The 26,154-nt window shown below is 35.9% G+C and carries 26 protein-coding genes and 1 riboswitch; of the genes, 13 read left to right on the top strand and 13 right to left on the bottom strand.

Annotated features, from left to right (window positions below):
- From mltG to dapF, 3 genes are read right to left on the bottom strand one after another with little or no spacing between them, the layout of a single operon-like run.
- Positions 1 to 1,044, bottom strand: coding sequence for an endolytic transglycosylase MltG (gene mltG / locus MR062_RS13305; RefSeq protein ID WP_242205079.1), 1,044 nt, complete (start codon positions 1,042 to 1,044; stop codon positions 1 to 3).
- A 40-nt stretch (positions 1,045 to 1,084) separates the two neighbouring features.
- The gene (locus MR062_RS13310) at positions 1,085 to 1,621 is read right to left on the bottom strand and encodes a GNAT family N-acetyltransferase (protein WP_242205081.1); all 537 of its coding nucleotides are present in this window, start codon (positions 1,619 to 1,621) and stop codon (positions 1,085 to 1,087) included.
- On the bottom strand, positions 1,618 to 2,394 hold the full coding sequence (gene dapF / locus MR062_RS13315; protein WP_242205190.1) for a diaminopimelate epimerase: 777 nt from the start codon (positions 2,392 to 2,394) through the stop codon (positions 1,618 to 1,620). The genes MR062_RS13310 and dapF overlap by 4 nt, the downstream gene beginning before the upstream one ends.
- A gap of 261 nt (positions 2,395 to 2,655) precedes the next feature.
- Between dapF and MR062_RS13320 the strand changes: the two genes are divergently transcribed.
- The 5 genes from MR062_RS13320 to MR062_RS13340 all read left to right on the top strand — a co-directional run bounded on the left by MR062_RS13320 (position 2,656) and on the right by MR062_RS13340 (position 8,578).
- Entirely contained in the window at positions 2,656 to 4,068 is a 1,413-nt protein-coding gene (locus MR062_RS13320) for a trypsin-like peptidase domain-containing protein (protein ID WP_242205083.1), read from the top strand.
- A gap of 208 nt (positions 4,069 to 4,276) precedes the next feature.
- The gene (locus MR062_RS13325) at positions 4,277 to 5,725 is read left to right on the top strand and encodes a glyceraldehyde-3-phosphate dehydrogenase (RefSeq protein WP_242205085.1); all 1,449 of its coding nucleotides are present in this window, start codon (positions 4,277 to 4,279) and stop codon (positions 5,723 to 5,725) included.
- Positions 5,726 to 5,888: 163 nt separating this feature from the next.
- Complete coding sequence (locus MR062_RS13330) at positions 5,889 to 6,512, top strand: tRNA (guanine-N1)-methyltransferase (protein ID WP_242205087.1); 624 nt, start codon at positions 5,889 to 5,891, stop codon at positions 6,510 to 6,512.
- A 185-nt stretch (positions 6,513 to 6,697) separates the two neighbouring features.
- Positions 6,698 to 7,375, top strand: a complete 678-nt coding sequence (gene trmD / locus MR062_RS13335; RefSeq protein ID WP_242205090.1) for a tRNA (guanosine(37)-N1)-methyltransferase TrmD — start codon at positions 6,698 to 6,700, stop codon at positions 7,373 to 7,375.
- Positions 7,376 to 7,888: 513 nt separating this feature from the next.
- A complete protein-coding gene (locus MR062_RS13340; protein WP_242205092.1) occupies positions 7,889 to 8,578 on the top strand; it encodes an SIR2 family NAD-dependent protein deacylase in 690 nt (229 codons plus the stop codon).
- Here MR062_RS13340 and MR062_RS13345 read toward each other — a convergent pair.
- The 3 genes from MR062_RS13345 to MR062_RS13355 are packed head-to-tail and all read right to left on the bottom strand — an operon-like array spanning position 8,559 to position 10,961.
- A complete protein-coding gene (locus MR062_RS13345) occupies positions 8,559 to 9,188 on the bottom strand; it encodes an alpha-ketoglutarate-dependent dioxygenase AlkB family protein (protein WP_242205094.1) in 630 nt (209 codons plus the stop codon). The two genes, MR062_RS13340 and MR062_RS13345, sit on opposite strands and share 20 nt — an antisense overlap.
- A gap of 8 nt (positions 9,189 to 9,196) precedes the next feature.
- Positions 9,197 to 10,435, bottom strand: coding sequence for a glycosyltransferase family 4 protein (locus MR062_RS13350; protein ID WP_317235837.1), 1,239 nt, complete (start codon positions 10,433 to 10,435; stop codon positions 9,197 to 9,199).
- A gap of 52 nt (positions 10,436 to 10,487) precedes the next feature.
- On the bottom strand, positions 10,488 to 10,961 hold the full coding sequence (locus tag MR062_RS13355) for a heme-binding domain-containing protein (protein WP_242205100.1): 474 nt from the start codon (positions 10,959 to 10,961) through the stop codon (positions 10,488 to 10,490).
- A gap of 55 nt (positions 10,962 to 11,016) precedes the next feature.
- Here MR062_RS13355 and MR062_RS13360 point away from each other — a divergent pair, with 55 nt between their 5' ends.
- On the top strand, positions 11,017 to 11,589 hold the full coding sequence (locus MR062_RS13360; protein ID WP_242205102.1) for an adenylosuccinate lyase: 573 nt from the start codon (positions 11,017 to 11,019) through the stop codon (positions 11,587 to 11,589).
- On the opposite strand, the gene MR062_RS13365 is transcribed toward MR062_RS13360, so the two are convergent.
- Positions 11,584 to 12,564: a DUF1028 domain-containing protein gene (locus MR062_RS13365; RefSeq protein WP_242205104.1), complete on the bottom strand. Its 981-nt coding sequence runs from the start codon at positions 12,562 to 12,564 to the stop codon at positions 11,584 to 11,586. The two genes, MR062_RS13360 and MR062_RS13365, sit on opposite strands and share 6 nt — an antisense overlap.
- 126 nt (positions 12,565 to 12,690) lie before the next feature.
- Between MR062_RS13365 and purB the strand changes: the two genes are divergently transcribed.
- Both purB and MR062_RS13375 read left to right on the top strand, forming a co-directional pair.
- The gene (purB, locus tag MR062_RS13370; protein ID WP_242205106.1) at positions 12,691 to 14,034 is read left to right on the top strand and encodes an adenylosuccinate lyase; all 1,344 of its coding nucleotides are present in this window, start codon (positions 12,691 to 12,693) and stop codon (positions 14,032 to 14,034) included.
- 3 nt (positions 14,035 to 14,037) lie between these two features.
- Positions 14,038 to 14,247: a hypothetical protein gene (locus MR062_RS13375; RefSeq protein WP_242205108.1), complete on the top strand. Its 210-nt coding sequence runs from the start codon at positions 14,038 to 14,040 to the stop codon at positions 14,245 to 14,247.
- 43 nt (positions 14,248 to 14,290) lie between these two features.
- Here MR062_RS13375 and MR062_RS13380 read toward each other — a convergent pair whose 3' ends face one another.
- From MR062_RS13380 to MR062_RS13395, 4 genes are read right to left on the bottom strand one after another with little or no spacing between them, the layout of a single operon-like run.
- Complete coding sequence (locus tag MR062_RS13380) at positions 14,291 to 14,836, bottom strand: DUF4252 domain-containing protein (protein WP_242205110.1); 546 nt, start codon at positions 14,834 to 14,836, stop codon at positions 14,291 to 14,293.
- Between the two features lie 19 nt (positions 14,837 to 14,855).
- On the bottom strand, positions 14,856 to 15,416 hold the full coding sequence (locus MR062_RS13385; protein WP_242205113.1) for a DUF4252 domain-containing protein: 561 nt from the start codon (positions 15,414 to 15,416) through the stop codon (positions 14,856 to 14,858).
- A gap of 30 nt (positions 15,417 to 15,446) precedes the next feature.
- Positions 15,447 to 15,917, bottom strand: a complete 471-nt coding sequence (locus MR062_RS13390) for a hypothetical protein (protein WP_242205116.1) — start codon at positions 15,915 to 15,917, stop codon at positions 15,447 to 15,449.
- Positions 15,904 to 16,413 carry an RNA polymerase sigma factor gene (locus MR062_RS13395; RefSeq protein ID WP_242205117.1) on the bottom strand — a complete coding sequence of 170 codons (510 nt, stop codon included), beginning with the start codon at positions 16,411 to 16,413 and terminating at the stop codon, positions 15,904 to 15,906. The genes MR062_RS13390 and MR062_RS13395 overlap by 14 nt, the downstream gene beginning before the upstream one ends.
- Before the next feature lie 143 nt (positions 16,414 to 16,556).
- On the opposite strand from MR062_RS13395, the gene MR062_RS13400 reads away from it, so the two are divergent.
- The 3 genes from MR062_RS13400 to MR062_RS13410 are packed head-to-tail and all read left to right on the top strand — an operon-like array spanning position 16,557 to position 20,276.
- Positions 16,557 to 18,077, top strand: coding sequence for a S41 family peptidase (locus MR062_RS13400; protein WP_242205119.1), 1,521 nt, complete (start codon positions 16,557 to 16,559; stop codon positions 18,075 to 18,077).
- 5 nt (positions 18,078 to 18,082) lie between these two features.
- On the top strand, positions 18,083 to 19,567 hold the full coding sequence (locus MR062_RS13405) for a S41 family peptidase (RefSeq protein WP_242205121.1): 1,485 nt from the start codon (positions 18,083 to 18,085) through the stop codon (positions 19,565 to 19,567).
- Complete coding sequence (locus tag MR062_RS13410) at positions 19,560 to 20,276, top strand: Dph6-related ATP pyrophosphatase (RefSeq protein WP_242205123.1); 717 nt, start codon at positions 19,560 to 19,562, stop codon at positions 20,274 to 20,276. The genes MR062_RS13405 and MR062_RS13410 overlap by 8 nt, the downstream gene beginning before the upstream one ends.
- 345 nt (positions 20,277 to 20,621) lie before the next feature.
- Here MR062_RS13410 and MR062_RS13415 read toward each other — a convergent pair whose 3' ends face one another.
- Both MR062_RS13415 and MR062_RS13420 read right to left on the bottom strand, forming a co-directional pair.
- Complete coding sequence (locus tag MR062_RS13415) at positions 20,622 to 22,493, bottom strand: TonB-dependent receptor plug domain-containing protein (RefSeq protein WP_242205125.1); 1,872 nt, start codon at positions 22,491 to 22,493, stop codon at positions 20,622 to 20,624.
- A gap of 66 nt (positions 22,494 to 22,559) precedes the next feature.
- A riboswitch (cobalamin riboswitch) is annotated at positions 22,560 to 22,765 on the bottom strand.
- A gap of 469 nt (positions 22,766 to 23,234) precedes the next feature.
- On the bottom strand, positions 23,235 to 23,885 hold the full coding sequence (locus MR062_RS13420) for a Dph6-related ATP pyrophosphatase (protein WP_242205127.1): 651 nt from the start codon (positions 23,883 to 23,885) through the stop codon (positions 23,235 to 23,237).
- A gap of 85 nt (positions 23,886 to 23,970) precedes the next feature.
- On the opposite strand from MR062_RS13420, the gene MR062_RS13425 reads away from it, so the two are divergent.
- Complete coding sequence (locus MR062_RS13425; RefSeq protein WP_242205129.1) at positions 23,971 to 25,110, top strand: ABC transporter substrate-binding protein; 1,140 nt, start codon at positions 23,971 to 23,973, stop codon at positions 25,108 to 25,110.
- Positions 25,111 to 26,139 (top strand): FecCD family ABC transporter permease, encoded by a 1,029-nt coding sequence (locus MR062_RS13430; RefSeq protein ID WP_242205131.1) that lies wholly within the window; start codon positions 25,111 to 25,113, stop codon positions 26,137 to 26,139.
- Positions 26,140 to 26,154 lie beyond the last annotated feature (15 nt).

Genomic DNA, 26,154 nt, shown 5'->3' on the forward strand with positions numbered 1-26,154 from the left:
TTACCTATGGATACCTTGTGATGACAAATATCGATGATATTCCCTCGCATTAACATTATGCTGTGTTAATGTTTTGGCAAACTTATGATACCCTAAGCGTTTAGCATCTGCAACAAAATACAAATACTTGTGCTTTTCGTAATTTAAAACGGCATCTATCGCCGATATATCGGGCATGGCTATAAGTCCTGGAGGCAAACCTAAATTCTTATAGGTATTATAGGGCGAATCGATTTCTTTATGCTTATTCAGCACACGCTTTATAACTGTATTTTTATAGTGTGGTAATTGGTAAGCCGCAAATTTAATAGTAGGATCGGCCTGTAGCGGCATACCTATTCTCAACCTGTTTAGATACACCCCGGCGATACGTGGTTGTTCACTGGCCTGCTTAGATTCTTCATAAACGATAGAGGCCAAAGCGATAACTTGATTGGGAGATAGTCCAATATTGCGAGCCTTAGCTATCCGGTCTTCATTCCAGAAACGCTTATATTCCTTTAACATTCTATCTCTAAAAGACTCGGCTGAAGTATTCCAGAAAAACTCATAGCTATTGGGCAAGTACATTCCCAAAGCTGTAGCTTCGGTAAACTTATTTTGGGACAAAAACGCGTCGTCTTTCATTGCTTTTAATAATGAAAGACTATCGGCTTCTATTTCTTTTGAAACTCTACCAGCCAACTTTTCCAAAGAACTTTGATTGTTAAACGATACTTTAACAGGCAAATTATTGATGCGGATGGAATTGATAATATCGTTATTGCTCATCCCCTTTTTAATAGCATACCTCCCCGCCTTTATGTTAGCTGTATATTTTTTTTGCCGAGCCAAGTTGTCAAAAGACTTTATATCATCAAGCAAAGGCTCTAACTGACTGCGAACATCCGCATAAGTTGCATGTGTTGGAATATAAACATAAGCGACCTCATTATTAAAAGCCGTATTGGGGCGCAACATGGCCTTATACACAAAATTGGCGAAAAAAACAGCCCCGACAAGCCCTATAATGGCTATGGCCCAAAGTATTTTTTTTATATACATTTATGTTCTTCTATTTAAAATTTTACTGGACATGGTTTGGCTATTGTTCTTTATGTGCTTTTATAAGTTGAAATAGATATTCATCTTTATAAGAGCCATTAACCAAGTTCCAATCTTTTTTTAACCCTACTTCCTTAAAACCAGCACTTGTAAACAATTTAATACTGGCTTTATTATCTTTTGAAACATTACAATACAATTGATGTAAGCCCAAATGCGAAAAGCTATAATCTATTAACAGCTTTAACGCTTCCTTTCCATAACCTTTGGCCCTGTTACCTGGCTCTTTTATTAAAATGCCTACACCTGCCCTGGCATGTTTAAAATCAAAATCGAAAATATCGATTAAGCCTAAGGCCTCATCATTATAATTAGAGACTACCAAACGCAATTGCTTGACTTCGAAAATATCTTTATGTGCATTTTCTAAATACTGTTTGATCACAAACTTAGAATAAGGTGCTTGGGTATTACTAAGTTCCCAAAGGGCTTCGTCGTTTTCAACGGCATGCACAAAGGCTAAATCTTCAGGCTCTAAAGCCCGTAAATAAATATGTTGGCCTTTTAGCGTTATCATATTGTACCCGAAAAAACAAAATTGGCAGGCCCTATAAGCCATACATTTTGATAGGCTCCATCTACAAGATCAAAACATACTTGCAATTTACCGCCTTCAACCTCTAAATCGATATGGTTACTTTGGGTTTCTCCTATAGCATTCATAGCTATAGCTACAGCCGTAACCCCTGTACCACATGACAAAGTTTCATCTTCAACACCGCGTTCATAAGTCCTTACCCGAAACGTGGCATCAGATAATTTCTTGACAAAATTAACATTAGTGCCTGCTTGGTTATAAGGCGCTCCGTACCTAATAGATGCGCCTTTGGTTTTTATATCGAAATCTTCAATACCTCCCTCAAACTGAACATGATGTGGCGAACCTGTATTTAAAAACACATGATTAGGGTGTTTTTCTATATCTTGTACATCAAGCATTTGAAGCCTTACCAAACCATTAGCATCAATTTCGGCATGGTGTACCCCATCAACTGCTTCAAAAACAGCTTTATCCTTAATAACCCCTAGTTGCTTTGCAAAGGCCACCAAACAGCGACCACCATTACCGCACATGGAACTTTCATTGCCATCAGAATTATAGTAAACCATTTTAAAATCTAACGTCTCATGGTTTTCCAATAAAATAAGCCCATCTGCCCCTATGCCAAAACGTCGGTCACAGAGTTCCTTTACACGTTTGGTATCTTTTTTGTTGAAATTTTGTTGACGATTATCAATCATCACAAAATCGTTTCCCGTTCCTTGATATTTATAAAAAGTCTGTTGCATAATCAATGCACAAAAGTACATGATTTTTTTCATTTGTTTTTGGTGAACTTTCAAATGAAAAAATAGATGAACCAATAAAAAGGTTATTAAAGTAAAAACAAATTTTATGATGTCTTTATTACCAAATTTAGGAATATTATAACGGTTTTACATCTGTTAAATAGTCGTTAAAGTTGAAGTTAAAAAGCGTTAAAAGCCAATTGGCAACTCAATAAATATTTAATTTTAATCGTTGTTATTACAATTTAAATTTTAAGAATTATGAAGAAGATTTTATCACTTGTTTTGGTTTCGGCTTTAGGTGGTATCATGACACTAGGAGCCTATAAATTATTTTTGGAAGACGATCACAAAGTGGTAGTCACACAAAATGAAACCCCTACATTTTTGCCCACTAATAATTTAAGTACCATAAACAACATTTTAGAGGCACCAGATTTTACGGTAGCAGCCGAAAATGCCGTGCATGCCGTAGTGCATGTTAAAAATGTATCTATTAGCTCTAGACAAATGACTATCCAGGATCTTTTTTTAGGTAGAAGTGAACCTCAATACAGATTAGGAACTGGATCTGGGGTTATAGTAGATCCTAATGGATATATAATTACCAACAATCATGTTATTAAAGATTCAAAAGAACTATCAGTAACATTGAACAACAACAAAACCTATAAAGCTGAAATTATTGGTACTGACCCCGAAACCGATATTGCTGTCATAAAAATAGATTCGGATGAAGATTTGCCTGTAGTGAATTTTGCTGACTCCGACGATGTTAAAGTTGGTGAATGGGCATTGGCTGTAGGTAACCCATTTAATTTAACATCAACTGTTACCGCAGGAATTATTAGTGCTAAATCTAGAAATTTAGACCCAACTGGGGAGAATATACATTCTTTTATCCAAACTGATGCTGCCGTTAATCCAGGAAATTCTGGTGGGGCATTAGTTAATGTTAATGGTGAGCTAATAGGTATTAATACAGCAATTTCATCACAAACAGGTTCTTATATAGGATATTCCTTTGCTGTTCCCAGTAATATAGCTCGAAAAGTATACATGGATATTTTGGAATATGGCGGTATACAAAAAGGGATTCTAGGAATATATCCACGGGTTCTAAACAGTTTCCAAGCAAACGAATTGGATATTGACGAAACTGAAGGGGTTTATGTAGATGGAGTTACACATAATTCTGGAGCAGAAAAAGCAGGGCTAAAAAAAGGAGATATTATAAAGCAGTTGGACCATATAAAGATATCTAAATTTGAAGACCTAAAAGGTTACTTAAAAACCAAACGACCAGATGACATTGTTAATGTTAAGTTACTTAGGGATGGTAAGTTGCTAACCTTACCAGTTACAATTTCTAAAGAAGATATATCAACTGTAGAGTTTTGGGATATGGAATTTAGAGACATCCCTAGTTCTATAAAAGAAAAATATGATATTGAAAACGGAGTACTTATTACCAAAACCAAAAACAAGGACTTATACTCCAGTTTGGGTATTAGGGATGATTATATCATTACTGAAATAAATGGCAAAAAAATTGAATCCATTAAAGATATCATTAAGCTAAAAGAAAAGTACGGGGGCAACTTTGATAAGCATATTGAACAGCTAGCTTATTTAACTCCAAATTTAGAACCCAAAGAAGTCATCTTTAGATAAAAAACCCATAAAGACAGTAATTAATACCCCATCAAAACCTATGGATTTTGAATGGGGTTATTTTTTAGATTCCCGTTTTCACGTGAATGACAATTTCAACAAAATCTTCAACTTTTCAAGTTGAATATTTTTTTTTGAAATACGCTACGAAAACGTTTGAAATATGGTATTTTTGCCAAAATTTAAACAACACTCTAAATAAACAAAGATGCTTTTTAAAGACTCTTACGAAAAAGAATTAGCTTTTCAGGCAGACCGCAGGAGAGCTACCGTAGAATTTATTAAAATAGTAAGCGATTTATGGTACGATAAATCCATTGAATTGGTGCTTTTTAGAAATCAGTTAATAGACCAAAATGTAAGCCAGATTTTAAATCTACATGAATACGCTTGCAAATTTGTTCAAAAACCCATTTCAATTTTCGATTCGGTTGAAATAGCACAGGCTATAAAAACACTGGATATTCCTCCGGCCAAATTGGATATAGGAAAACTAACTTACGAGTTTCATCTAGAAGACAACAAACACAATAGTGTTATCGCTTTTGTTTCATCAAAACTAAAAGATGCCCGTAAAAATGGAGACATTAAGCCTAAAGATGTTGTGCTTTATGGTTTTGGTAGAATAGGACGATTAGTAGCCCGCGAACTTATGACACGTACCGGCAAAGGCAATCAACTACGCTTAAGAGCCATAGTTACCCGTGGCACTATTACCCCAGAAATTCTGGAAAAAAGAGCTGCTTTACTTCGCAATGATTCGGTACATGGTGATTTTTACGGTACCGTTTCTGCCGATATAAAGAATAATGCGCTTTCCATAAACGGCACAACAGTAAACGTTATATCTGCTAATGCCCCAGAAGATATAGACTACACAAAATACAACATCAATAATGCATTAGTAATAGATAATACTGGCGTATTTAGGGACAAAAAAGCTCTAAGCAGGCATTTAAAATCTAAAGGGGTCGATAAGGTATTATTAACAGCTCCCGGTAAAGAAATACCAAATATTGTTTATGGCGTGAACCATGCCGGCAACAACCCAGATAAACTTAATATCTTTTCGGCAGCATCTTGTACCACAAATGCCATTACACCCATCTTAAAGGTTATGGAAGATTCATTTGGTGTAAAAAATGGTCATATTGAAACTATTCACGCTTATACCAACGACCAAAACCTAGTCGATAATTTCCACAGCAAATACCGCCGTGGCCGTGCTGCTGGCCTAAATATGGTCATTACCGAAACGGGGGCCGGAAAAGCAGTATCCAAAGCTTTACCGAGCCTAGAAGGCAAATTAACATCCAATGCCATTAGAGTTCCTGTACCTAATGGTTCACTGGCTATTTTAAATTTAGAATTGGAAAGTAAAACCTCCCTTGATGGATTAAATACCATTTTAAAAAAATATGCGTTGGAAGGTGACCTTGTGGAACAAATAAAATATGAATTAAGTGACGAACTGGTCTCTAGTGATATTATTGGGTCTTCGGCACCTTCAATTTACGACAGCAAAGCAAGCATTGTAAGGAAAGATGGTAAAAATGTAGTATTATATGTATGGTACGACAATGAATATGGTTATAGCCACCAAGTCATTAGGCTTGCAAAATATATAGCAAAAGTTAGACGTTTTACTTATTATTAAAATAAGTTTTAATATCATTTATTGAAATTTTAATCATGAACATCCATTTTTATTTTTCAATCGTATATACCCTAGCCTCACAAAAGTGAGGCTTTTTATTAAAATCCGTTTCATACTGAACAATATTTTATAAATTCGTGACATCAATTTAAACCAATCATAAATGAAATCCATTAAGTATTATATAGCTTTAGCCTTACTTTGTATATTTTCATCAACTTCATTTGCACAAACTGTAGAAGAAAATGATAACCTTTCTTTAGATAATAGTACCTTAAACGATCAATTTGAATACGTTCTAAAAAAATCCGGTAATTTTAAAGGCACCAACGGACAGATGTATGAAGCTGTTAAACGTAGCATGCTTTTAGCGCTACAAGCCCATGCTGTTGATTCTTTAAAAACATTGCACAAAAACTTAGCGGATACCCAGATTGTTGTTGACAACCAGGCTAAAGAGATTTCAGATTTAAAAACCAAGCTTTCCTCAACCCAAAGCGACTTAGATAAAACCAATACCGAAAAAAACAGTATGGCACTTTTTGGGCTACAAATGAGTAAAACAGGTTACAACCTGCTTATGTGGTCTATTATTGGTGGTTTGCTTGCCTTACTGATTTTATTCATATATAAATTTAAAAACAGTAATACTGTAACCAGACAGGCCAAATTAGCACTTTCTGAAATTGAAGAAGAGTTTGAAGAACATCGTAAAACAGCCTTAGAACGTGAACAAAAAGTAAGGCGACAACTCCAGGATGAAATCAATAAACAAAAAGGTGTCTAATCACTCCTTTTTCAAGCTTTTAAAATCTGTAATCTCCATTACAGATTTTTTTTTATTACAATTTGTAGCTTCTCATTTATGTTCTAAAAACCATCTTTTTCTGTAAAAACTTTGTTAGTCCATATATTTTTTTTCATTTGTTTTTTGCGAATTTTCAAATGAAAAAATTCATGTACTTTTGCCCCATGAGAATAGATATTATAACGGTATTGCCCGAACTGCTCAAAAGTCCTTTTGAGGCCTCTATATTAAAACGGGCCATAGCAGCCAATCTTGTGGAGGTTCATTTTCATAATCTTCGTGATTATGCTACGGACAACTACAAATCGGTAGACGACTATCAATTTGGTGGTGGTGCCGGTATGGTTATGATGATAGAGCCTATAGACAAATGTATTTCGGGGTTAAGGGCAGAACGGCACTACGATGAAGTTATTTATATGACTCCAGATGGCGAGACCTTAAATCAAGGTATCGCAAACCAACTATCGCTTAAAGAAAACATCATTATATTATGCGGGCATTATAAAGGGGTGGACCAACGTGTGCGCGATCATTTTATTACCCGTGAAATTTCCATAGGCGATTATGTTCTCTCTGGTGGTGAATTAGGCGCTGCCGTACTTTGCGATGCGGTAATACGTTTAATCCCTGGAGTGCTAGGGAATGAAACATCTGCATTGACCGATTCGTTTCAAGATAACCTATTAGCCCCGCCCATATACACCAAACCACGCGAATATAAAGGTTGGAAAGTACCTGAACTGTTATTTAGCGGCAACCTTCCCGAAATTGAAAAGTGGCGAGAAGAACAAGCTTACCAACGCACCAAAGCCCGCCGACCGGATTTATTGGATGAATAACCCATTACGGACTTAAGCTTAGATCCAGATTAAAAATCCGTTTTTTGTATAATTTTTTGCCACGAATACACAAATATTTTAGTAGACCCTATTATTATCAACACATAACAACTATCGAAAGAGCAACATCCAGCCCAATATTTGATCTTCAACAGTTACAAACTATTTATTAATAGGGTTAGTGCTATTTGTTTTTAAATATAACTACAAAGAATACAAAGTAAAAATACTTTTGATTTAGCCCATTATTAGTAATAATATCGCTAAGCTATTCAGAATGGAAGACAACCAAGCATAGAACCTATTGATTATGAGATGAGTTACTCTTTTCACTTCAATTATGTTCAGTATAACACATCAAAATAACAAAACACTGTCCCTTTATATTATGACATATATAGATATCCAAAATATTTTAAAAGGAATTTGTGTATTCGTGACTAAGATTTTTTAGAAGCTAAAGCATTAAATTACATAGTTTCAACTATTTTTGAGATCAACAAATTGTTAGCGATGAAAAAACATATTGTAGTCCTTACTGGAGCAGGTATGAGTGCCGAAAGCGGCATTAAAACATTTCGTGATGCCGATGGGTTATGGGAAGGACACGATGTGATGCAAGTTGCTTCACCACAAGGCTTTGCCGCCAACCCAAAACTGGTTTTGGATTTTTACAACCAACGACGAAGACAATTATTAACGGTTGAACCCAATAGTGCACATTATGCTTTAGCTGAGTTGGAACGCAATTTTAAGATGACCATCATTACCCAAAATATCGATGATCTCCACGAACGTGCTGGAAGCAGCAATATTGTTCATTTGCACGGCGAGTTATTTAAAGTAAGAAGTACCGTTGATAAAACCGATGTACAGGAATGGAAAACCGATTTGGTTTTAGGCGATGTTTGCAGCAAAGGGCATCAGTTGCGTCCACATATTGTTTGGTTTGGCGAGGATGTCCCCATGATTGGGAAAGCCATTAGTATTTGTGAAACCGCAGATATCTTAATCATTATTGGTACATCCATGCAGGTATATCCCGCAGCAGGGTTAATGCATTATGTACCTGGAGATACTCCTGTCTATTTTATTGATCCAAACCCCAATATTAACAGCAATGAAAATTTAACGGTTATCTCGGAAAAAGCAACTATTGGCATTCAACAAGCTATCAAAATGATTAAGAGTGAACAATCCTAAAGGTTAAGTTTATTCTTGGATCAATTGCCCTAGTAGTTTTAGGTATTTTATGTTTCCAAAAATGCTGTGTTGTACCCTTCATAAGCAACAAACTACCATGGTTTAAAGGAATGCTAACCGTTTTTAAATTGGCATTATTAATATGTTTTAGTTTGAATGGCCTGGTTTCCCCAAAAGACACCGAAGCTATAACTGGATTCACCCCTAACTCTTTCTCATTATCTTGGTGCCAATCGTTACTATCCTGCCCTGAACGATAAAGGTTTAACAAACAGCTTGTAAACTTAGTTTTTGCTAGAATCTCAATACGGTTTTTAACAAACAACAAATCGGTATTCCATGGATGTGGGTGCATAGAAATACCCGAGTATCTATAACTTTTGTTCGTATCACCATAAAGCGCCGTTAATCTTGGCACATTAAATTCCTTGCCATAAAATTTAATCTTATCCTGTTGCCAATTAATGGTACTATACAAACTCTTATAAAGTGTATCACTCTCTTCTAAAGTAAATACGTTATCGTAAAGTATTATATCGGCATCTGGCAAATTAAAATGTTGTATTTCAAGCCGATCTTTAAACAAATTAAAAACGTTATGGTCTTGCATTTTTAAGCTTACAATTTATTCTTCTCCTCTATCCACTTACTCATATACTTGGTACTTTGCAAGGTATGGTGTTGCAATAGCTGTCCTATAAAATTGTTCTGACGTTTGGTGCTTAATTCTTCAGTTACAGTAGCTAAAGCTTGTAATAGCCTTTCCTGATGCACCCCCTTATCAAAACGTTCATTTATAATTTCAAATCCATTTTGCTGCATTTCACACCAAAGTTTCTTTTCTGTGTATAGTTTAGCAGCTGAGCTTACAAATGCATCAGGTTCATCCTCAACGTACCCGTTTGGCTTAAAATTACCAAACATACCCTCGGCAGCTATTGTAGTCATAATACAAGGTGTCCCGTTTTGCATGGCATCGACCAACTTACCTTTTAATCCAGCACCAAAACGTAAAGGCGCCAAACATACCTTGGCCTGTTGCATCACTTGGTTGACATCTTCAGCAAAGCTTTTTATTAAAAACCCTTGCTTTTCATTATGCAACTGTTGTACTTTTTGAGATGCGTAAGCGCCATAAATATGTAATTCTGCCTTGGGCAACTCCTTTTTAATTCTGGGCCAAATCATATCTTTTAAATATAAAGTGGCATTATAATTAGGGGGATGCAAAAAGTTTCCTATCGTTATAAAATGTTGACGTTCCTCAAACTTAGGCAAGGCTTTAACTTTAGTTTCAGGAATAACATCCAACATAAAAGGTAGGTAACATAATAGCGATTCATCTATATTGAACTGCATTTTTAGAATCAGCATTTCAGCTTCAGAAATAATCAAACTTAAATCGCTTCTATAAATACTTGCTATTTCACGTTTCGTAGTATCATTAAACAAATACGTTTTATCAAAATCTGCATTATCCTTAAATGCCTGTTGCCTCCCCTTACGCAACCCATGGAAATCTTCAGTATCTAACACCCTAAGTGCATTTGGACATTGTTCGGCAACCCGCCAACCAAATTGTTCTTCGGTCATAAAACGATCGAACAAGACCACATCTGGATTCAGTGCTCTTACAAAACGATCAAAACTGGAATGGTTTAGTTCTATTGTTTTTTGGTCTACTCCAATAGTTTCCAGGTTAAAAGCTCGGTCTGTTTTAGTACATGCGCTAGCAAAAGTTATGTTGTAGTTTGCAGCTTTAAAAGCTTCAATAAGTTGCATCATGCGACTTCCTGCAGCAGAACTTTTGGGCTCTGGCCATACAAAACCAATAATCAATAGTTTTTTTAATGCCACCAATTCAAGAATATCTTTGGACGTTAATCCTAATTTAGAAACTGTCTATACTTCATTCAGGTTTTGGCGCCAGGGCATATTTTGTACGCACTAATTTCGCCCAGTTAACGACGGCTTCAATTTGGTCATTGCTTAATTTGGCTTCATCGTGTGTCCATGTATATGACTTCAATGGCATAAATCGTTCTTCAACCATTTCTATTAACTCTTCAAACTTGTGGTTTTTACGCTTTACCGAATTGCCCACCCAATTTGACATATTAAAATGCTTTTTCCCATCCTTAATATGCCCTGCCAACCAATAATTTACCGGCGTTATATTATTATACCAAGGGTATCTGGTAGAGTCGCTATGGCAATCAAAACAGCTTTCCTTTAAAATAAGTTTTACTTCTTCTGAAGGGTTTGTTTCTGTAAAAAAGGGTTCAACAGAAGCTAGATCACCTTGATTTTTTTCTGGACCAAAAAACTGGGCAATTACCAAAAGTATCAGCAAAAGCAATCCTATCTTTTTTATTTTCTTCATCTGCTTTGATTTATTTTTATAGTATTTTTAGAACTCTAAAATATAAAATAATTAGATGAACACAGAGGATTTACATGAAGAATTAAACTATGTTAACGCCTCCCGCAAAAACCGTTTAAAATATGCCCATCTGATCTTAAACGACTTAACTTTATTCCCTAAGCTTTTAGACATTATGTTTATGGTCGATGATAAATTATCGTGTAGGGCGGCTTGGATTTTAGAATTTGTTTGCATTGAATACCCCTATGCTATAGTACCCTATTTAGATACATTTAGCAATAACCTTAAAAAAGTGCATTTAGATTCCGCCATACGACCGGTTTCCAAGGTTTGTAGTTTAATTGCCAAAGCTTATTGCTCTAAAACCACAAATCCATTAAAAAAAGCGCTAACACCAACACATAAAGAATTAATGGTTGAAGCCTGTTTTGACTGGATGATTAGTGACCAAAAAGTAGCTGCTAAAGTACACGCTATGGAAACGCTCTTTTTATTGGGAAAAGACTCTAATTGGATCCATAAGGAACTAGCATTGATTTTAGAACAGGACTTCCATACCCAGAGTGCGGGCTTTAAGGCCAGGGCAAAGCGAATTCTTAAGAGAATAAAGCAAGAGAACCTATAATGCCATAACGGCTGCTAACTTTTTTTCGCTTATATTTAGCAACTTACTCTTAACCAGTCGCTTCGTTAGGGTTTTCCAGTTTTTATCTTGGTCAAAAACAGATTTTAAAATGGGAAATGCTTTATTATAATCTTTGTTATTCAATAAATTAATAGCATACCAATACGTCATCTCTAAATTATCTGGAAACAGTTTTTGTGCTTGTAGATACAGGCTTTCCGCTTTTTTAGAATCTCCTTTCTCCATGGCCAAGTCCCCCTTATTCATATAGTCGTATGCTTCATGTATTTTTACTAATCGCTCCAGTTCCTGTATAGGGTTTTCATGATCTTCAACCCTAAGATCCATGACCACATCTTCCCATATATTGCCTGTTGCATGTCCCTTAACAATTAATATCGCAGCCGATTGTTTGCCACGTATGTCTCCTTTTTCGTTTTCTGCCGCCTTTAATGCCGCCAATACACGGTAACTCAGGCTACCTTTTGTACTCTCGAAAGCTTTAGCCATCGCATCCCAAACCGTATTTTCCAGCATCATGTTGGCTTGAACAGAAAAGTTTTTGCCTTGTCTATGGCCAGCCTCGTCAATGCATTGATTTCCCGTATGCGTTGCTACCAATCCTTTATTATTCAAAAAAGCCACCTGTCTGTACATTGCTCCTGAATCGTTTTCCAGCAGTATGTTCAAAGCTTGTTCTGGTGACAAGCCTTGCTCCATCAAGGCCAAGCCTTTTGGTCCGTAACTTGGATTAACCAACGATTGGGTAGCAACAACCCCAACACCGGCTTTACCATAAGTGACCACACTACCTACACTAAACCAATGGCTTTGTACCGCCACAGCCATCTCTCCTGTTAAGGAATCCCTAGCCACAATGGAATAGGTATGTGTAAAAGGTTCAGATGTTTTATAAAATTGAGCCATAAGCTCCTGGGACAAAAGAATAACCAATAAAAACTGTATAAATCGCATATCGCAAATATTTTACATAAATATACTATTTTATCGTTTGAATTTAGTCAACAAACTTCCTATCGATTCTTAAAATCTTCTGTTCAAAAAAAGCTATCTTTGCAACTTCAAAAAAAATAACACAACATGTCATTATCAGCCTTAAATGCCATTTCCCCAATTGATGGAAGATACAGAAGTAAAACCAGTGAATTAGCACCTTTCTTTTCGGAGGAAGCCTTAATAAAATATCGCGTTTTAGTAGAAATAGAATATTTTATTGCGCTTTGCGAACTACCTCTACCGCAATTAAAAACGATAGACACTTCTCTTTTTGAAGATTTAAGGTCGATTTACAAAACTTTTTCCAGTGAAGATGCCTTGGCCATTAAGGATATCGAAAAGGTAACCAATCATGATGTTAAAGCTGTTGAATATTTTATAAAGGAAAAATTTGATGCTTTAGGCTTATCACAATATAAAGAGTTTATCCATTTTGGACTGACTTCGCAAGACATAAACAATACGGCCATTCCTTTAAGTATTAAAGAGGCCATTAATCTGGTTTATACCCCAGAATACCAAAGTGTCTTAGACAGGCTTAAAGCTGTGGCAAAGGAATGGAGCCAAGTACCGATGTTGGCCAGAACGCACGGGCAACCTGCTTCCCCTACCCGTTTAGGAAAAGAAATAGAGGTGTTTGTTGTTCGTTTGGAAGAACAATTTAATTTATTGAAAAACATCCCCAATGCTGCAAAGTTTGGTGGTGCTACTGGAAATTTCAATGCACACCATGTTGCCTACCCCAATATGGATTGGAAAGCGTTTGGAACTAGCTTTGTACAAGAAAAACTAGGACTTCACCATTCGTTCCCTACCACACAGATTGAACATTACGACCATATGGCTGCATTATTCGATGCCCTTAAACGTATCAATACTATTATTTTAGATTTAGATAGAGACATATGGACCTATGTATCCATGGATTATTTCAAACAAAAAATTAAAGCCGGTGAAGTTGGTAGTAGTGCCATGCCCCATAAAGTGAATCCTATTGATTTTGAAAATAGTGAAGGAAACCTTGGTATTGCCAATGCCATTTTTGAACACCTGTCGGCTAAATTACCTGTTTCAAGGTTACAACGCGATTTAACCGATAGCACTGTTTTACGTAACGTAGGCGTACCATTTGGCCATACCATTATTGGATTTAAATCGACATTAAAAGGATTGAATAAATTATTATTGAACGAGGCCAAATTTGCCGAAGACCTAGAGAATAACTGGGCAGTGGTTGCCGAGGCCATTCAAACCATTTTACGCCGTGAGGGGTATCCTAACCCATATGAAGCCTTAAAAGGTTTAACGCGTACCAACGAAAAAATAAACCAAAATTCCATTTCAAATTTTATTGATACCTTAGAGGTCTCTAACGAGATTAAAGAAGAGTTAAAACAAATTACACCTAGTAATTATACTGGAATTTAAAAAATGATACTTAACGATAAACAATCGTTATTACTCTGTGGCGTTTTAGCAGCTGGCTTATTTGTTACGGGAATATTCAATATACTCGATAACTTTATTGTATTGACTATATTGGTGCTTATTTTTTTAATAATTATTGCCAATATTATATATACAAAGAGTAAACATTTTGAAGAAGATCTTAATGACTCTCAAGAAAAAAACTCCCAATAGTACCAAATATTGGGAGTTTTTCATTAACATTTATACTGCAAAATCATTTAAAAAAGTTCATAATATCTGACGACACTTGGGACGCATCGAAATTAGAATCCCTTAATGCAGAAACCAGGGTCACCATTTTTTCCGGACTCATATTATTGCCCAAAACCCTAACGATAGCAAAACCTAAATCATTAGCATTTCCAAACACAACCACCTCATCGGCTTCATCGTCATCACCTATATATTTAACGACTACTTTATTTCCTTTATCACTAAACTCTATTAAATCGTTATATTTTTTATGGTTTAAAATGGTTTTCACTTTAGCTAATTCGGTGTTAAAGGCTTCCATATTGGTCTCATTCGCCTTAAACCCTAGAAAATTTAATCGCTTTACCGAATTATAAGCCTCCATCTGTTCCTCATTAAATTGGGACTTATCCACTTCAATCATAGATAACGGAACATCTTGGGAAATGAAACTAGCTGATTCTTGATTATCTACAAAGTACCTTTGTAAACTAACCCCATCACCACAGCTTGTTAAAAAAACTGTGGCCAATAGGGTGTAAACTATATATTTAACTGTGCGTTGCATGATTGATATTTTGCTTTGCTTATTTATCTTTTTCTAAATGTTGCCCTCCAGGGATATTCATCTTTTGGGTAAGCTTAGAAATTTCATTCAAATCGATATTGCCGGTAAGCGACACCACTACGGTTTCAATTTTACGCGCCTTGCCGTTAATTTCAATTTTATCGTCCATAACCTTGTCTATGCCATTAACAAAGATTAAAAGCTCTTCTACATGGTCTGCATCTTTACCTTCTTTCACATAAAACTTCACTTCGCTACCATCGTCTTTAACTTCCATTAGCTCTTCCAATGCACTGGAACGCGATTTAACCCATTTTGAAATATCTGCCGATATGGACTGATTGTCTGTTACAATGGTCTTAAAACTGGTGATGCTCTTTACCATATCCATATAGGCCTTTGCTTCAGCATCATCGGTATCTATACCAATTTTTGCTATCATTTGGAACATTTTGGGTTTAATGTTCACATAGGTCACATCTGGGTTTTCACTATATTTTTCGAAAACGTTTTTTTGTGCCATTCCTATTAAAGGCAACAACATTAATGCCATTACCAATACTACTAATCTATTTTTCATGTTATCTATTATTAAAATTTGTACGGTTAATTATCTGTTTGTTTTAAAAATTATACTGGTTGTATTTTCTATTTCAGCAAGGTAACCCAAGGTAGAAGTGCCTTTATTAACTTCGTTTAAGTAACCTACTGTAGCCGTCCCTTTGTTCATATGATTTGAAATCATAGCCAACGATTTTGACACTTCGTTAAAAGCAACTTCAGGATCATCAATAGTACCAACATTATTAGGTTTATTAAAATAAAACCCTATCATAAGAACCGCTACTGCTGCGACAGAAATCCACTTATAATTAAATGTTCTCTTGGTTTTTAATGGAACGTCTTTAGTAAACTGTTCTTGTTGGTTTCCCAAAAAATACGTGAATAATGGTTTATACATTTCTAAATGTGGCGCAACGGTGTCGCTGGTAAAATAGGTTTTTAACACTTGCTCTTCTTTAAGCGATGTTTCTCCATTCTCGTATTTTTCAAGTAATTTTTCTATATTATTTAATACCATAATTATGTGTATTAGTTAATTTTTCTCGTATTGCTTTTCTGGCTCTGGACAGGCTTACACGCACCGCCGTGTTATTCATATCCAGCATCTCTGCAATTTCATCGTAATCGTATTCCTCTATATCCCGCAGTTGAATAATTAATCGTTGTTGTTCTGGTAACTCTTCTATAATTTTAGCGACCCAATTCACGCTATCGTTTAATTCAACTTGCTTTTGCAGGGCGGTTTGTTTGTCTTCGTAATTACTATGGACTATCTTCAAGTTTTGTGATTGTTTCGACTTTAGCTTATCAAAACAAAAATTCTTGGTCATGGTCATAGAAAAAGCTTCAACATTTTTATACTCCGCTATCTTTGCTTTATTGTTCCATAACTTTAGCAGGACCTCTTGCGTGGCGTCTTCGGCTTCTTCTGTAGATATAAGTAAGCGTTTAGCTAAACGAAATACTTTATCCTTAAAAGGCATTACAATATTTAAAAACTCACTTTGAGTCATGCTTTGGTTATGGTTTAGTTCTAAATAGCTCTTTTATTGCTATTTGATATTACGACGAACAACAGATCATTTTGTTACAATTATTTTTTATTATACAATAATGTAAGTAATTTTACGATTTACCCAAATAAAACTTTGCAACTATGAAAATAGAAAAATTATCCTCAAACCTATTATTAATTCTATGCATAACATCACTTCTACTCGTTAATTGCAGTAAAGACAATAGTGTTCAGGAAGTTGAAGTAGAAGAACCAAAACCGGTTGTTTTAAATAACGAAGTAAATGATTTTGTATGGCTAGGCCTGAACGAAATTTATTTGTGGAAGGATGATGTTCCTAATTTAGCAGACAATAAGTTTTCCTCTTTAGATGATTATTATACGTTTTTAAATGGCTATGACACTCCTGAAATATTGTTCGACGCTTTGTTGTACCAAAAAGATGTTGTTGATAAATTCAGTTATATTGTTGATGATTATGTTACTCTGGAAAACTCTTTTGAAGGCACCACTAAAAGCAACGGACTGGATTTTCAATTGGTAAGATTGGGTAATTCCAACGATATATTTGGTTATGTTCGCTATGTAGCCAATAACTCTGATGCTGCTTCTAAATCGATTGCAAGAGGGGAATTCTTTTTAGAAGTAAATGGACAACAGTTAACCATTAACAACTATATTGATCTTTTATTTGGCACTAACAATACTTACACATTAGGCATGGCAGACATTACTAATAACACCATTGCCCTAAATGGAAAAACAGTTGATTTAACAAAAACAGATTTTACCGAAGACCCTATTTTGATCAATAAAGTAATTGATGCTAACGGTACAAAGGTAGGTTACTTAATGTACAACCAATTTATAGCCAACTTCGACACTGCTTTAAATGAGGCTATGGCATTATTAAAGTCTGAAGGTATATCCGAACTTGTTTTGGACTTAAGATATAATCCAGGCGGTCGTGTTAGTTCTGCAATTATTCTGTCAAGCATGATTACTGGACAATTCACTGGTCAAATTTTTTCAAAAGAAAAATGGAACAGTAAATACCAGAATTATTTTGAAAACAATGACCCCGAACGTCTTATTAACCGTTTTACAGACAAGCTGTTAGACGACACCCCTATTACCAAACTTAATCTAAACAAGGTTTATATTCTAACCACGAGCGGGTCTGCTTCAGCAAGTGAATTGGTAATCAATGGTTTGAAACCTTACATTGATGTTGTTCAAATTGGAACAGCGACAACAGGTAAATATACAGCTTCTGTAACGCTATACGATTCCAATAACTTCAGTAAAGAAAATGCAAACCCCAATCATAAATATGCCATGCAGCCTTTAGTTTTTAAATCGGCCAATGCCAATAATGTTTCCGATTATTACGACGGTTTACCACCAGATTACCTAATTACTTACCAAACCTCGTCTGGTGTTGTTGCCGAAGGTGAAAACATTTTAGATTTAGGTGTTTTAGGAGATGAGAACGAACCTTTTTTAGCCAAAGCTTTATCCCTAATAACCGGTACTACAACAAAAACTATTACCGGAAAACCTGATTCAATAAAAGGGTTAGATCTTACAACTATTGCCGATTCTAAAGATTTTACACCATTAGGTAAAGGGATGTATATTGAGTTAAATACAAACAAATAATTTAGATGAAGTTCTTGAAAACCCCAATAATGCTGTTAGTAGTTGCCCTATTAACCATTAGTTGCTTTGAAGACAACGACGACAATACAATAAGCGCCAACCAAATAAACGATTTTGTTTGGAAGGGGATGAACATTTTTTACCTCTATAAAGATAATGTGCCAGACTTGGCCAATGACAGATTTTCCAGTGACAGTGAATATGCTGATTATTTAAATGGGTTTTCTAGCCCTGAAACACTGTTTGAAAGTGTTATATACAACAGAGAAACAGTAGATAAATATAGTTGGATTGTAGACGATTACATTGCTTTAGAACAGTATTTTAGTGGTGTTTCCACAAGTAATGGGATGGAATTTAGCTTGTTTTTACATCCTAACAACAATAGTAAAGTCTTTGGAGTGGTAAGACTTGTGCTTAATAACAGTGATGCTGATAATAAGGGATTGAAACGAGGTGATATATTCGATGCCATTAACAACACTCCCTTAACAACATCAAACTATAACAGTTTATTAAGTGAGGACAGTTACACTCTAAATTTAGCTATGTATGACACAAACAACACACCAGAAAGTACTGATGACAATATAGTTTCAACATCGGAGGCCGTATCTCTCACCAAATTGGAATATGCCGAAAATCCTATTTTTAAAACAAACATCTTTGATGTAGGGGGTGAAAAAGTGGGCTATTTAATGTACAATGGCTTTACGGCAGATTATGACTCCCAACTCAACAATGTCTTTGCTGATTTTAAAGCCAATAATATACAGCACCTTGTATTGGATTTACGCTATAACCCTGGCGGATCTGTCAACTCTGCCATTCTTTTATCAAGTATGATTACCGGACAGTTTACCGGAGATATTTTTAGCACAGAACAATGGAACAGTGAATTTCAACAAGCTATAGAAAATGAAGACCCTGAACTCCTCATTAATAGGTTTACCAATAATGATGAAGGGGCTGCCTTAAACAGTTTGAACCTTAGTAAAGTTTACATTATTGCTACTGAAGACTCTGCATCTGCGAGCGAGTTAGTTATCAACAGCTTAGACCCTTACATCAATGTAGTACATATTGGTGAAAACACTACAGGAAAGTATCAAGCATCGACGACTCTGTACGATTCAGAAGACTATGGTCGTGAGGGTGCAAACCCTAACCATACGTACGCTATGCAACCCCTTATTTTTAAATCGCTTAACAAGGTTGGCTATACAGATTACATCGATGGTCTTACTCCAGACATTGAACTCCATGAAAATTATTTAGACCTTGGCATTATAGGGAATGAAAATGAAACGTTACTTGCTGCGGCATTAAACGATATACTAAATGCAACGGGAAAAACTTTTGCCAATTCAAAAACAAACAATAGTTTACAACTCTTTGAAATAGACCAACAGTCAAGTCCATTTGAAAATGATATGTATATTGAGAAGGAACTACCTGAAAACATTTTAAACCAACTAATTTTTGACTAAACACAAAACCTACTTCAACTGGAGTACAGGAAAAGATTCAGCATTAGCCTTATACCATTTATTACAGGATCCCAATTATACTGTAGAGGAACTTATAACAACCGTTAACAGCCATTATAATCGGGTGTCCATGCATGGGCTTAGAAGGGAATTACTGGTAGCACAAACCCAAGCCATTAATATCCCCTCCAGCTTTATTGAGTTGCCCGAAATGCCCAGTATGGAAACCTATGAACAAAAAATGGGGGAAACCGTTTCTAAGTTAAAAGAAAATGGCTTTACCCATAGTGCCTTTGGGGATATTTTTTTGGAAGATTTAAGAACATATCGGGAAAACCAACTGGCGCAACAAGGGTTTAAAGCGGTGTTTCCCATTTGGAAACGCGATACTAAAGCATTGATACATGAGTTTTTGGATTTAGGCTTTAAAACCATAATCGTATGCGCCAACTCCAAGTACTTTAACGAAGACTTTGTGGGTACTGTTATAGATAAAGATTTTATTGATAAGCTCCCCAAAGGCGTAGACCCTTGTGGCGAAAATGGAGAATTCCATACCTTTTGCTTTGATGGCCCTATTTTTAAGAACCCCATTCCATTTAGCATTGGAGAAAAAGTATACCGAGAATATAATACTCCTAAAACGGACGATTCGGTGTGTAAAGGCGATAAATATGGTGTTTGGTATTGTGATCTTATTGCTGAATAAGAAATTTTAAATAATCAAGTTTTTTAAAATATAAGTGTTGTTTTCGTTTTTTCCATTCCATGTATTTGCAAAAGTAGGTTTGCTTGCTTAGTCATTTCGATCGTAGAGAGAAACCAATAAGGTTCAGCGAAGCTAAATCGCATTAAGAAAGTAACACTAATACCATTAATAATGTGATGTCTCAATCGTACCTCATTTCGACATGACCAGAGCTATTGATTAACACATGCAGTCATTTTTTTAACGTGTCGCACTTAGCCTATCAAAGCGAAAGCAGGAATCCATAAAAAATGCCTCCAACAAAGGGAGGCATTTTCACAAGAGGTTAAGCAGTAGATAAAATCGTTATAGGTTTATATTCAACCCTAAGTTGACATTTCTTCCTTTAGTGGTATACCCCAGAATTTCAAAATAATCTTCATTGAGTAAATTGGTTATACTGGCAAAGAGCTTCACTTTATTTTTTACCAGTTTCTGACTAAAATATAAGTCAACTAAAGAAAAGGAAGATAGTTCAACATCTTCATAAGTTGAGAAATTCATATCTGCCCTACTTCCCACAAACTGATAATTTAAGGAAGCAAACGTATTTTTACAAAAGTTATAGCCCAAACCAACATTAACTTTATGCTTTGGCAACCTTAAACGTACGCCATCCTTCAACTCGGTAAATGTATAATTGGCAGAAATGGATAGATCTTTAACCAAATCGAGTTGCGCTTCAAGTTCAACACCATGAACCCTTGCATCGGCAGCGGCATTTTCGTAACCTGTAGTATAAATAATGGTGTTCTCCTCTTTTCTATTAAAATAAACACCGCTTAAACGAACTCCTTTTTTAGTGTTATACTCCAAACCACCTTCTATGGTTCTATTTTCTTCTGGTTCCAAGTCGGGGTTTGCGCCATAATATCCAAACAATTGGGATAAATTAGGAGCTATAAACGACGTGGCATACGATCCAAACACCTTGGCATAACCTTCATCTAATGCTATACTATAAGAAGGGTTTGCACTATAAACCAAATGCGTACCATATTCACTATGAATATTCAACCTTCCTCCCACATTTAAGTTTAAACCAAAATCTGAAACATAAACCATATTCACATAAGGATCGGTATTCGTAAAACTTTCTTCTTTAGAAAACTGACTCCTGTAATCGCCATAATTCAAACCAACTATAGTATAGAATGTATCATCAAACACATATTTATTAAAAGCATCCACAATGTAGCTTTTGGCTTTATGGGCAGACCCAAAAGTTGAAATAGTTTCCCGATCTATCTCGGTGAAGGCAGCATTAACTTGAATACTACCGTTACCGTATTTAAACTCAGGTGACAGCCCTACCCTTTTTTGTTCAGACAAGTATTCATCGTTTGTATCAGCAAAAGTATAAGTAGGTGCTGGGTACCCATCAATATCTGCTTTGAACTTATCATAACTAGCAAAAGCCGTAATATTAAAGGCATCATTAATTTTGTAACCCAATCTTGCATTCGTATTAAATCTAGAAAACGGATCCTTTTCTGGAGTGTCCGATTTTGCTGCCGACAACCCATCAACGTATCTATTGCCAAAGCTTGCCAAATAAGTAAGCTTATTCAAGGTTCCATTTATCGATACACTATTGGTAAAACTAGCGGCATTATAATTTAGATTGTCTTGATCTTGGTTCGTTCCAACTACTGTTAAGAAATTTCCAGATATACTTTCTTTAGACGACTTTTTAGTCGTAATATTAATGACTGCCGTGGCTGCCGCATTCCCATATAATGTACTGGCAGCTCCTTTTATAATTTCTATAGATTCAATAGTGTTTAAATCCAATAAACGCAAGTCCAATTCATTCGAGACCATAGAAGGATCGTTCACCTGTACACCATCAATAAGCACTAACACCTGTCTGTTATTACCGCCCCTTATAAAGCTGGATATGTTTTGCCCTTCAACACTTCTACTTCCGTTAACCACAATACCAGACTTTGTATTAATTAATTCGGCAATGGTTTTTCCTTGGCTCTTTTCAATTTCCTGTTTTGAAATTTTAATAACCGTTTTACCTGAGTGCTCTCGCTTCAGCTTAAACCTAGAATCTGATACAACAACTTCATCCAGTTGTTCTACACTAGTTGAGTCGGCTTGCTGTTGTGCAAACCCAAATAATGATATACCACAACACAGCATACCAAAAACACTTGCTTTTTTGTTCATTTAATTAACTAATTGCTCGAGAATCGCATGGATTATCATACGTAAACTTTTATCCCGAAAGTTTGACTTTATTGTTTGAATTTGGCAGGTCTCCTGACTTATCCCACACTATCGTACCTTCCCATTAACCTGTGTTAACAGTGGTTTGAAGACATAGTGCCTCTTCAAGAGATGCCCAATCAAAATTGAGCATGGAACTTACAGTTGCGGGAACAGCTCTGGAATTACACCAGATTCCCTTTTAATTGGCTTTGCCTTTCGAACTTTTTAATCGCTTCAATAGTTCTTAATGGCATTGCCAAACCAAAATTCGGTGCAAAGATAAGGTCTATTTTAATTTTAAAGATCCCTAAAAAGAAAAAAATATTAAATAGATTCTTATGATGCACGATAAAGTTCCTTTTTGGCTTTTTTTTGGGGCAAATGGCAAGCCACCGTGCTATACGCTATAGTTTTTTTAAATATGCAAGGTTTTTCAACGACTATAATTGTTAGCCATCTTGGTTCTTGATTCTTTGTGCCTTGGTTCCAATTGCTAGATATTTTAAAAAAGCTGCCGCTCCTATCACTTTTGCGGAGTTTTAGACTTTTAACATTATATATTACAACCTAGAAGTTTGAGTCTTGTCCTGAAAGTCCCTCCTAATTTTCAAGACACTAGCATCTAACTTTGGACATCCTTTTTACCTTTTCAATCCCTTTAATCTTCATCAATCTTTTCAATCTTATTGTACCCAGTTCTTAACTTATCAGCCTTAAATTAGCAAAATAATAATCCTTGTGGGATTCTTTTTTTTGAACTTGAACGTCAATTCTATTTTTAAAAAAGGGAGCGTTGACGACTAAGGTATGGAATTCGCCATTTTCACCACAGGCATCAATCCCCATGGCTTCTAAGGTTTCAACCAAAGCAATATCAATGGTTTTCCCTAAAAACGCTTCACCTAAATCTTGGTTACAGGATACTATAATAGCCTCAATGCCAGCAGTAATCATATCCAAAACCAACTGACGCCTATTCCCCTGCCATAAGGGCAACACCGCTTTAAGGTTAGCAGCCCCAGAGACTTTCTCCTCCCACTGCTTATGAGCCTCTATATCAATATCACCAAAGACAGCATGCGATAACGAATACGTTTCGGTTAATAGCTTTAGGTTCTTTATATAATTGGTTTCATAGGCTTCCCAAGTGCTATTAAAAAAATGGATTGGCACCCCCAGTGCACTGGCTTGGGCCTGAAGAATCTCTTTTGATATACCATGCGATCGCGACCGTTCTCCAGTCTCGTTCATCACATTTAAAAGTAGGGTTGGTTTGTAGCCCAATGCCACAGCTTTATAAAAGGCATAGCAGCTGTCCTTACCACCACTCCAAGAGCATAAAAAATTCATATTTTAAAATTTAATAGGCCAAAAATAAGTGTCCGTAACCGCTATTACAAAAAAAATAAAGACCTTTGACACTTAATCGTGTCCCATGCGCTTTATTCTTTTTTACATAAGTACTCTATTAATTTTATCAGGCTGTAAAGAACAAAAAAAACAGCTTACCCCTTCAGTCCCAACTGAAACAACTTCCGTCAATATAAAATATGCCAAAGGCTTTTCCATAAGGCACTTTAACGCCCATAAGGAAATTACCATTACCCGTGCTTGGCCCAAAAGCAAAGACACACTTCGCTACCTGTTGGTTGACAAAGAATACGACATACCATCACACAACAATAAAACCACAGTCATAAAAACCCCAATAAGCAAAGTAGTTGTAATGTCTACCACCAACATTCCAACCTTGGAATATTTAAATGTAGACACCTGTCTAATAGGCTTCCCTAACACCAAATTCATCTCTTCCGAAAAAACCAGAAAAAGAATTGATAACGGAGATGTTAAGGACTTGAATAACGACTTGGATATTAATATGGAGCTGCTTCTCGAATTAGCACCAGAACTGGTTATTGGCTTTTCGGTTAATGGGAATGACAAAACCCTTAACCAAATAGAGAAATTCAACATTCCAGTTGTTTTGGATGGTGCTTGGACCGAAGAGCATCCCCTAGGAAAAGCAGAATGGATTAAATTTATAGCTGCCTTTTTTAATAAGGAAAAAGAGGCTGATTCTATTTTTAAAACCATTGAGTCTTCCTATTTAAAGGCTAAAAAACTGGCTTTAAATGCCCCTAAGCGACCTAGCGTATTGTCGGGATCGATGTTTAAGGATGTTTGGAACGTTCCGGGAGGCAAAAGCTTTATGGCCACTTACTTTAAAGATGCCAATACCCGCTATTTATGGGAGACCAACCAAAATACAGGAAGCCTCCAGTTGAACTTCGAAAATGTACTGCAAAAAGCACAACAAGCCAATTTTTGGATTGGGGCCGGAAACTTTGACAATAAGGAACAAATGGCAAACAGTAGTAAAGGTTACGTTTTTTTTGATGCCTTTAAAGACAACAACATTTATACCTATACCAATAAAGTTGGCCCAAAGGGCGGATTATTATTTTACGAATTGGGATCGTTACGGCCAGACATCATCTTAAAGGACATTATAAAAATTGCGCATCCGGAGTTACTCAAAAATTACGACCTTTACTTTTTTAAACGTTTAGAATAATTGCCCAACAAAAATACATACCGACTCACTTTAGGCGTATTGATTATACTCCTATTGCTCTGTTTCATCACCAATATAAGCTTGGGATCCGTATCCATTTCCAATTCAGAGTTATTGGGCATACTCTTTGGTTCTTCAGAAGAAAGTGCCCTACATCAAATTGTATTTAATTATCGATTACCTAAGGCATTAACGGCCATCATTGTAGGTTCTGGTTTGGGAGTCTCCGGATTGATGATGCAAACCTTGTTTAGAAATCCGTTAGCAGGTCCCTTTGTACTGGGCATTACCTCGGGTGCCAGTTTGGGAGTCGCCCTAATCATTATGGGATCGGCTTTTTTCGGAGGTGTCCTGGCCAGTGTGATAATATCTAAATGGAGTATTGTAATAGCGGCTAGCCTGGGAAGCTTTTTGGTTTTATTATCAGTTTTAATTGTTTCAACCCGTGTAAGAGATACCATGGCCATTCTTATTATTGGACTTATGTTTGGCAGCATTACCACTGCCATTGTAAGCGTTCTTTCCTATTTTAGTTCGGCCGAAGAATTACAACAATATATTTTCTGGGGATTTGGTAGTTTAGGCAATTTAACGTGGAATGAGGTATTGGTGCTCTTTATTATTTATTTTTTGGGGATATTGCTTAGCTTAACCTCCATAAAAGCCCTCAATACTTTATTATTGGGAGAAAACTACGCCAGAAGTTTAGGCTTGCACATTAAAAGAAGTAGAATGACTATTATTATTGCTACCAGCTTGTTAGCAGGGACCATTACGGCTTTTACCGGTCCTATAGCTTTTGTTGGTTTAGCCATTCCACATATGACAAGACAAATATTTAATACCTCAAACCATAAATTATTATTACCGGCCGTGTTTATTTTTGGGGCCATTATTATGTTGATCTGCGATAGTATTGCACAACTCCCTACCAGCGATTATACCTTGCCCATTAATGTGATCACTTCGTTAATAGGCGCTCCTGTTGTGATTTGGCTACTGGTTAGAAAACGAAAAATGGTATTTTAAAACCGTAAAACCCTC

This window comes from Aestuariivivens insulae (assembly GCF_022662195.1).
Taxonomy (GTDB): Bacteria; Bacteroidota; Bacteroidia; order Flavobacteriales; family Flavobacteriaceae; genus Aestuariivivens; species Aestuariivivens insulae.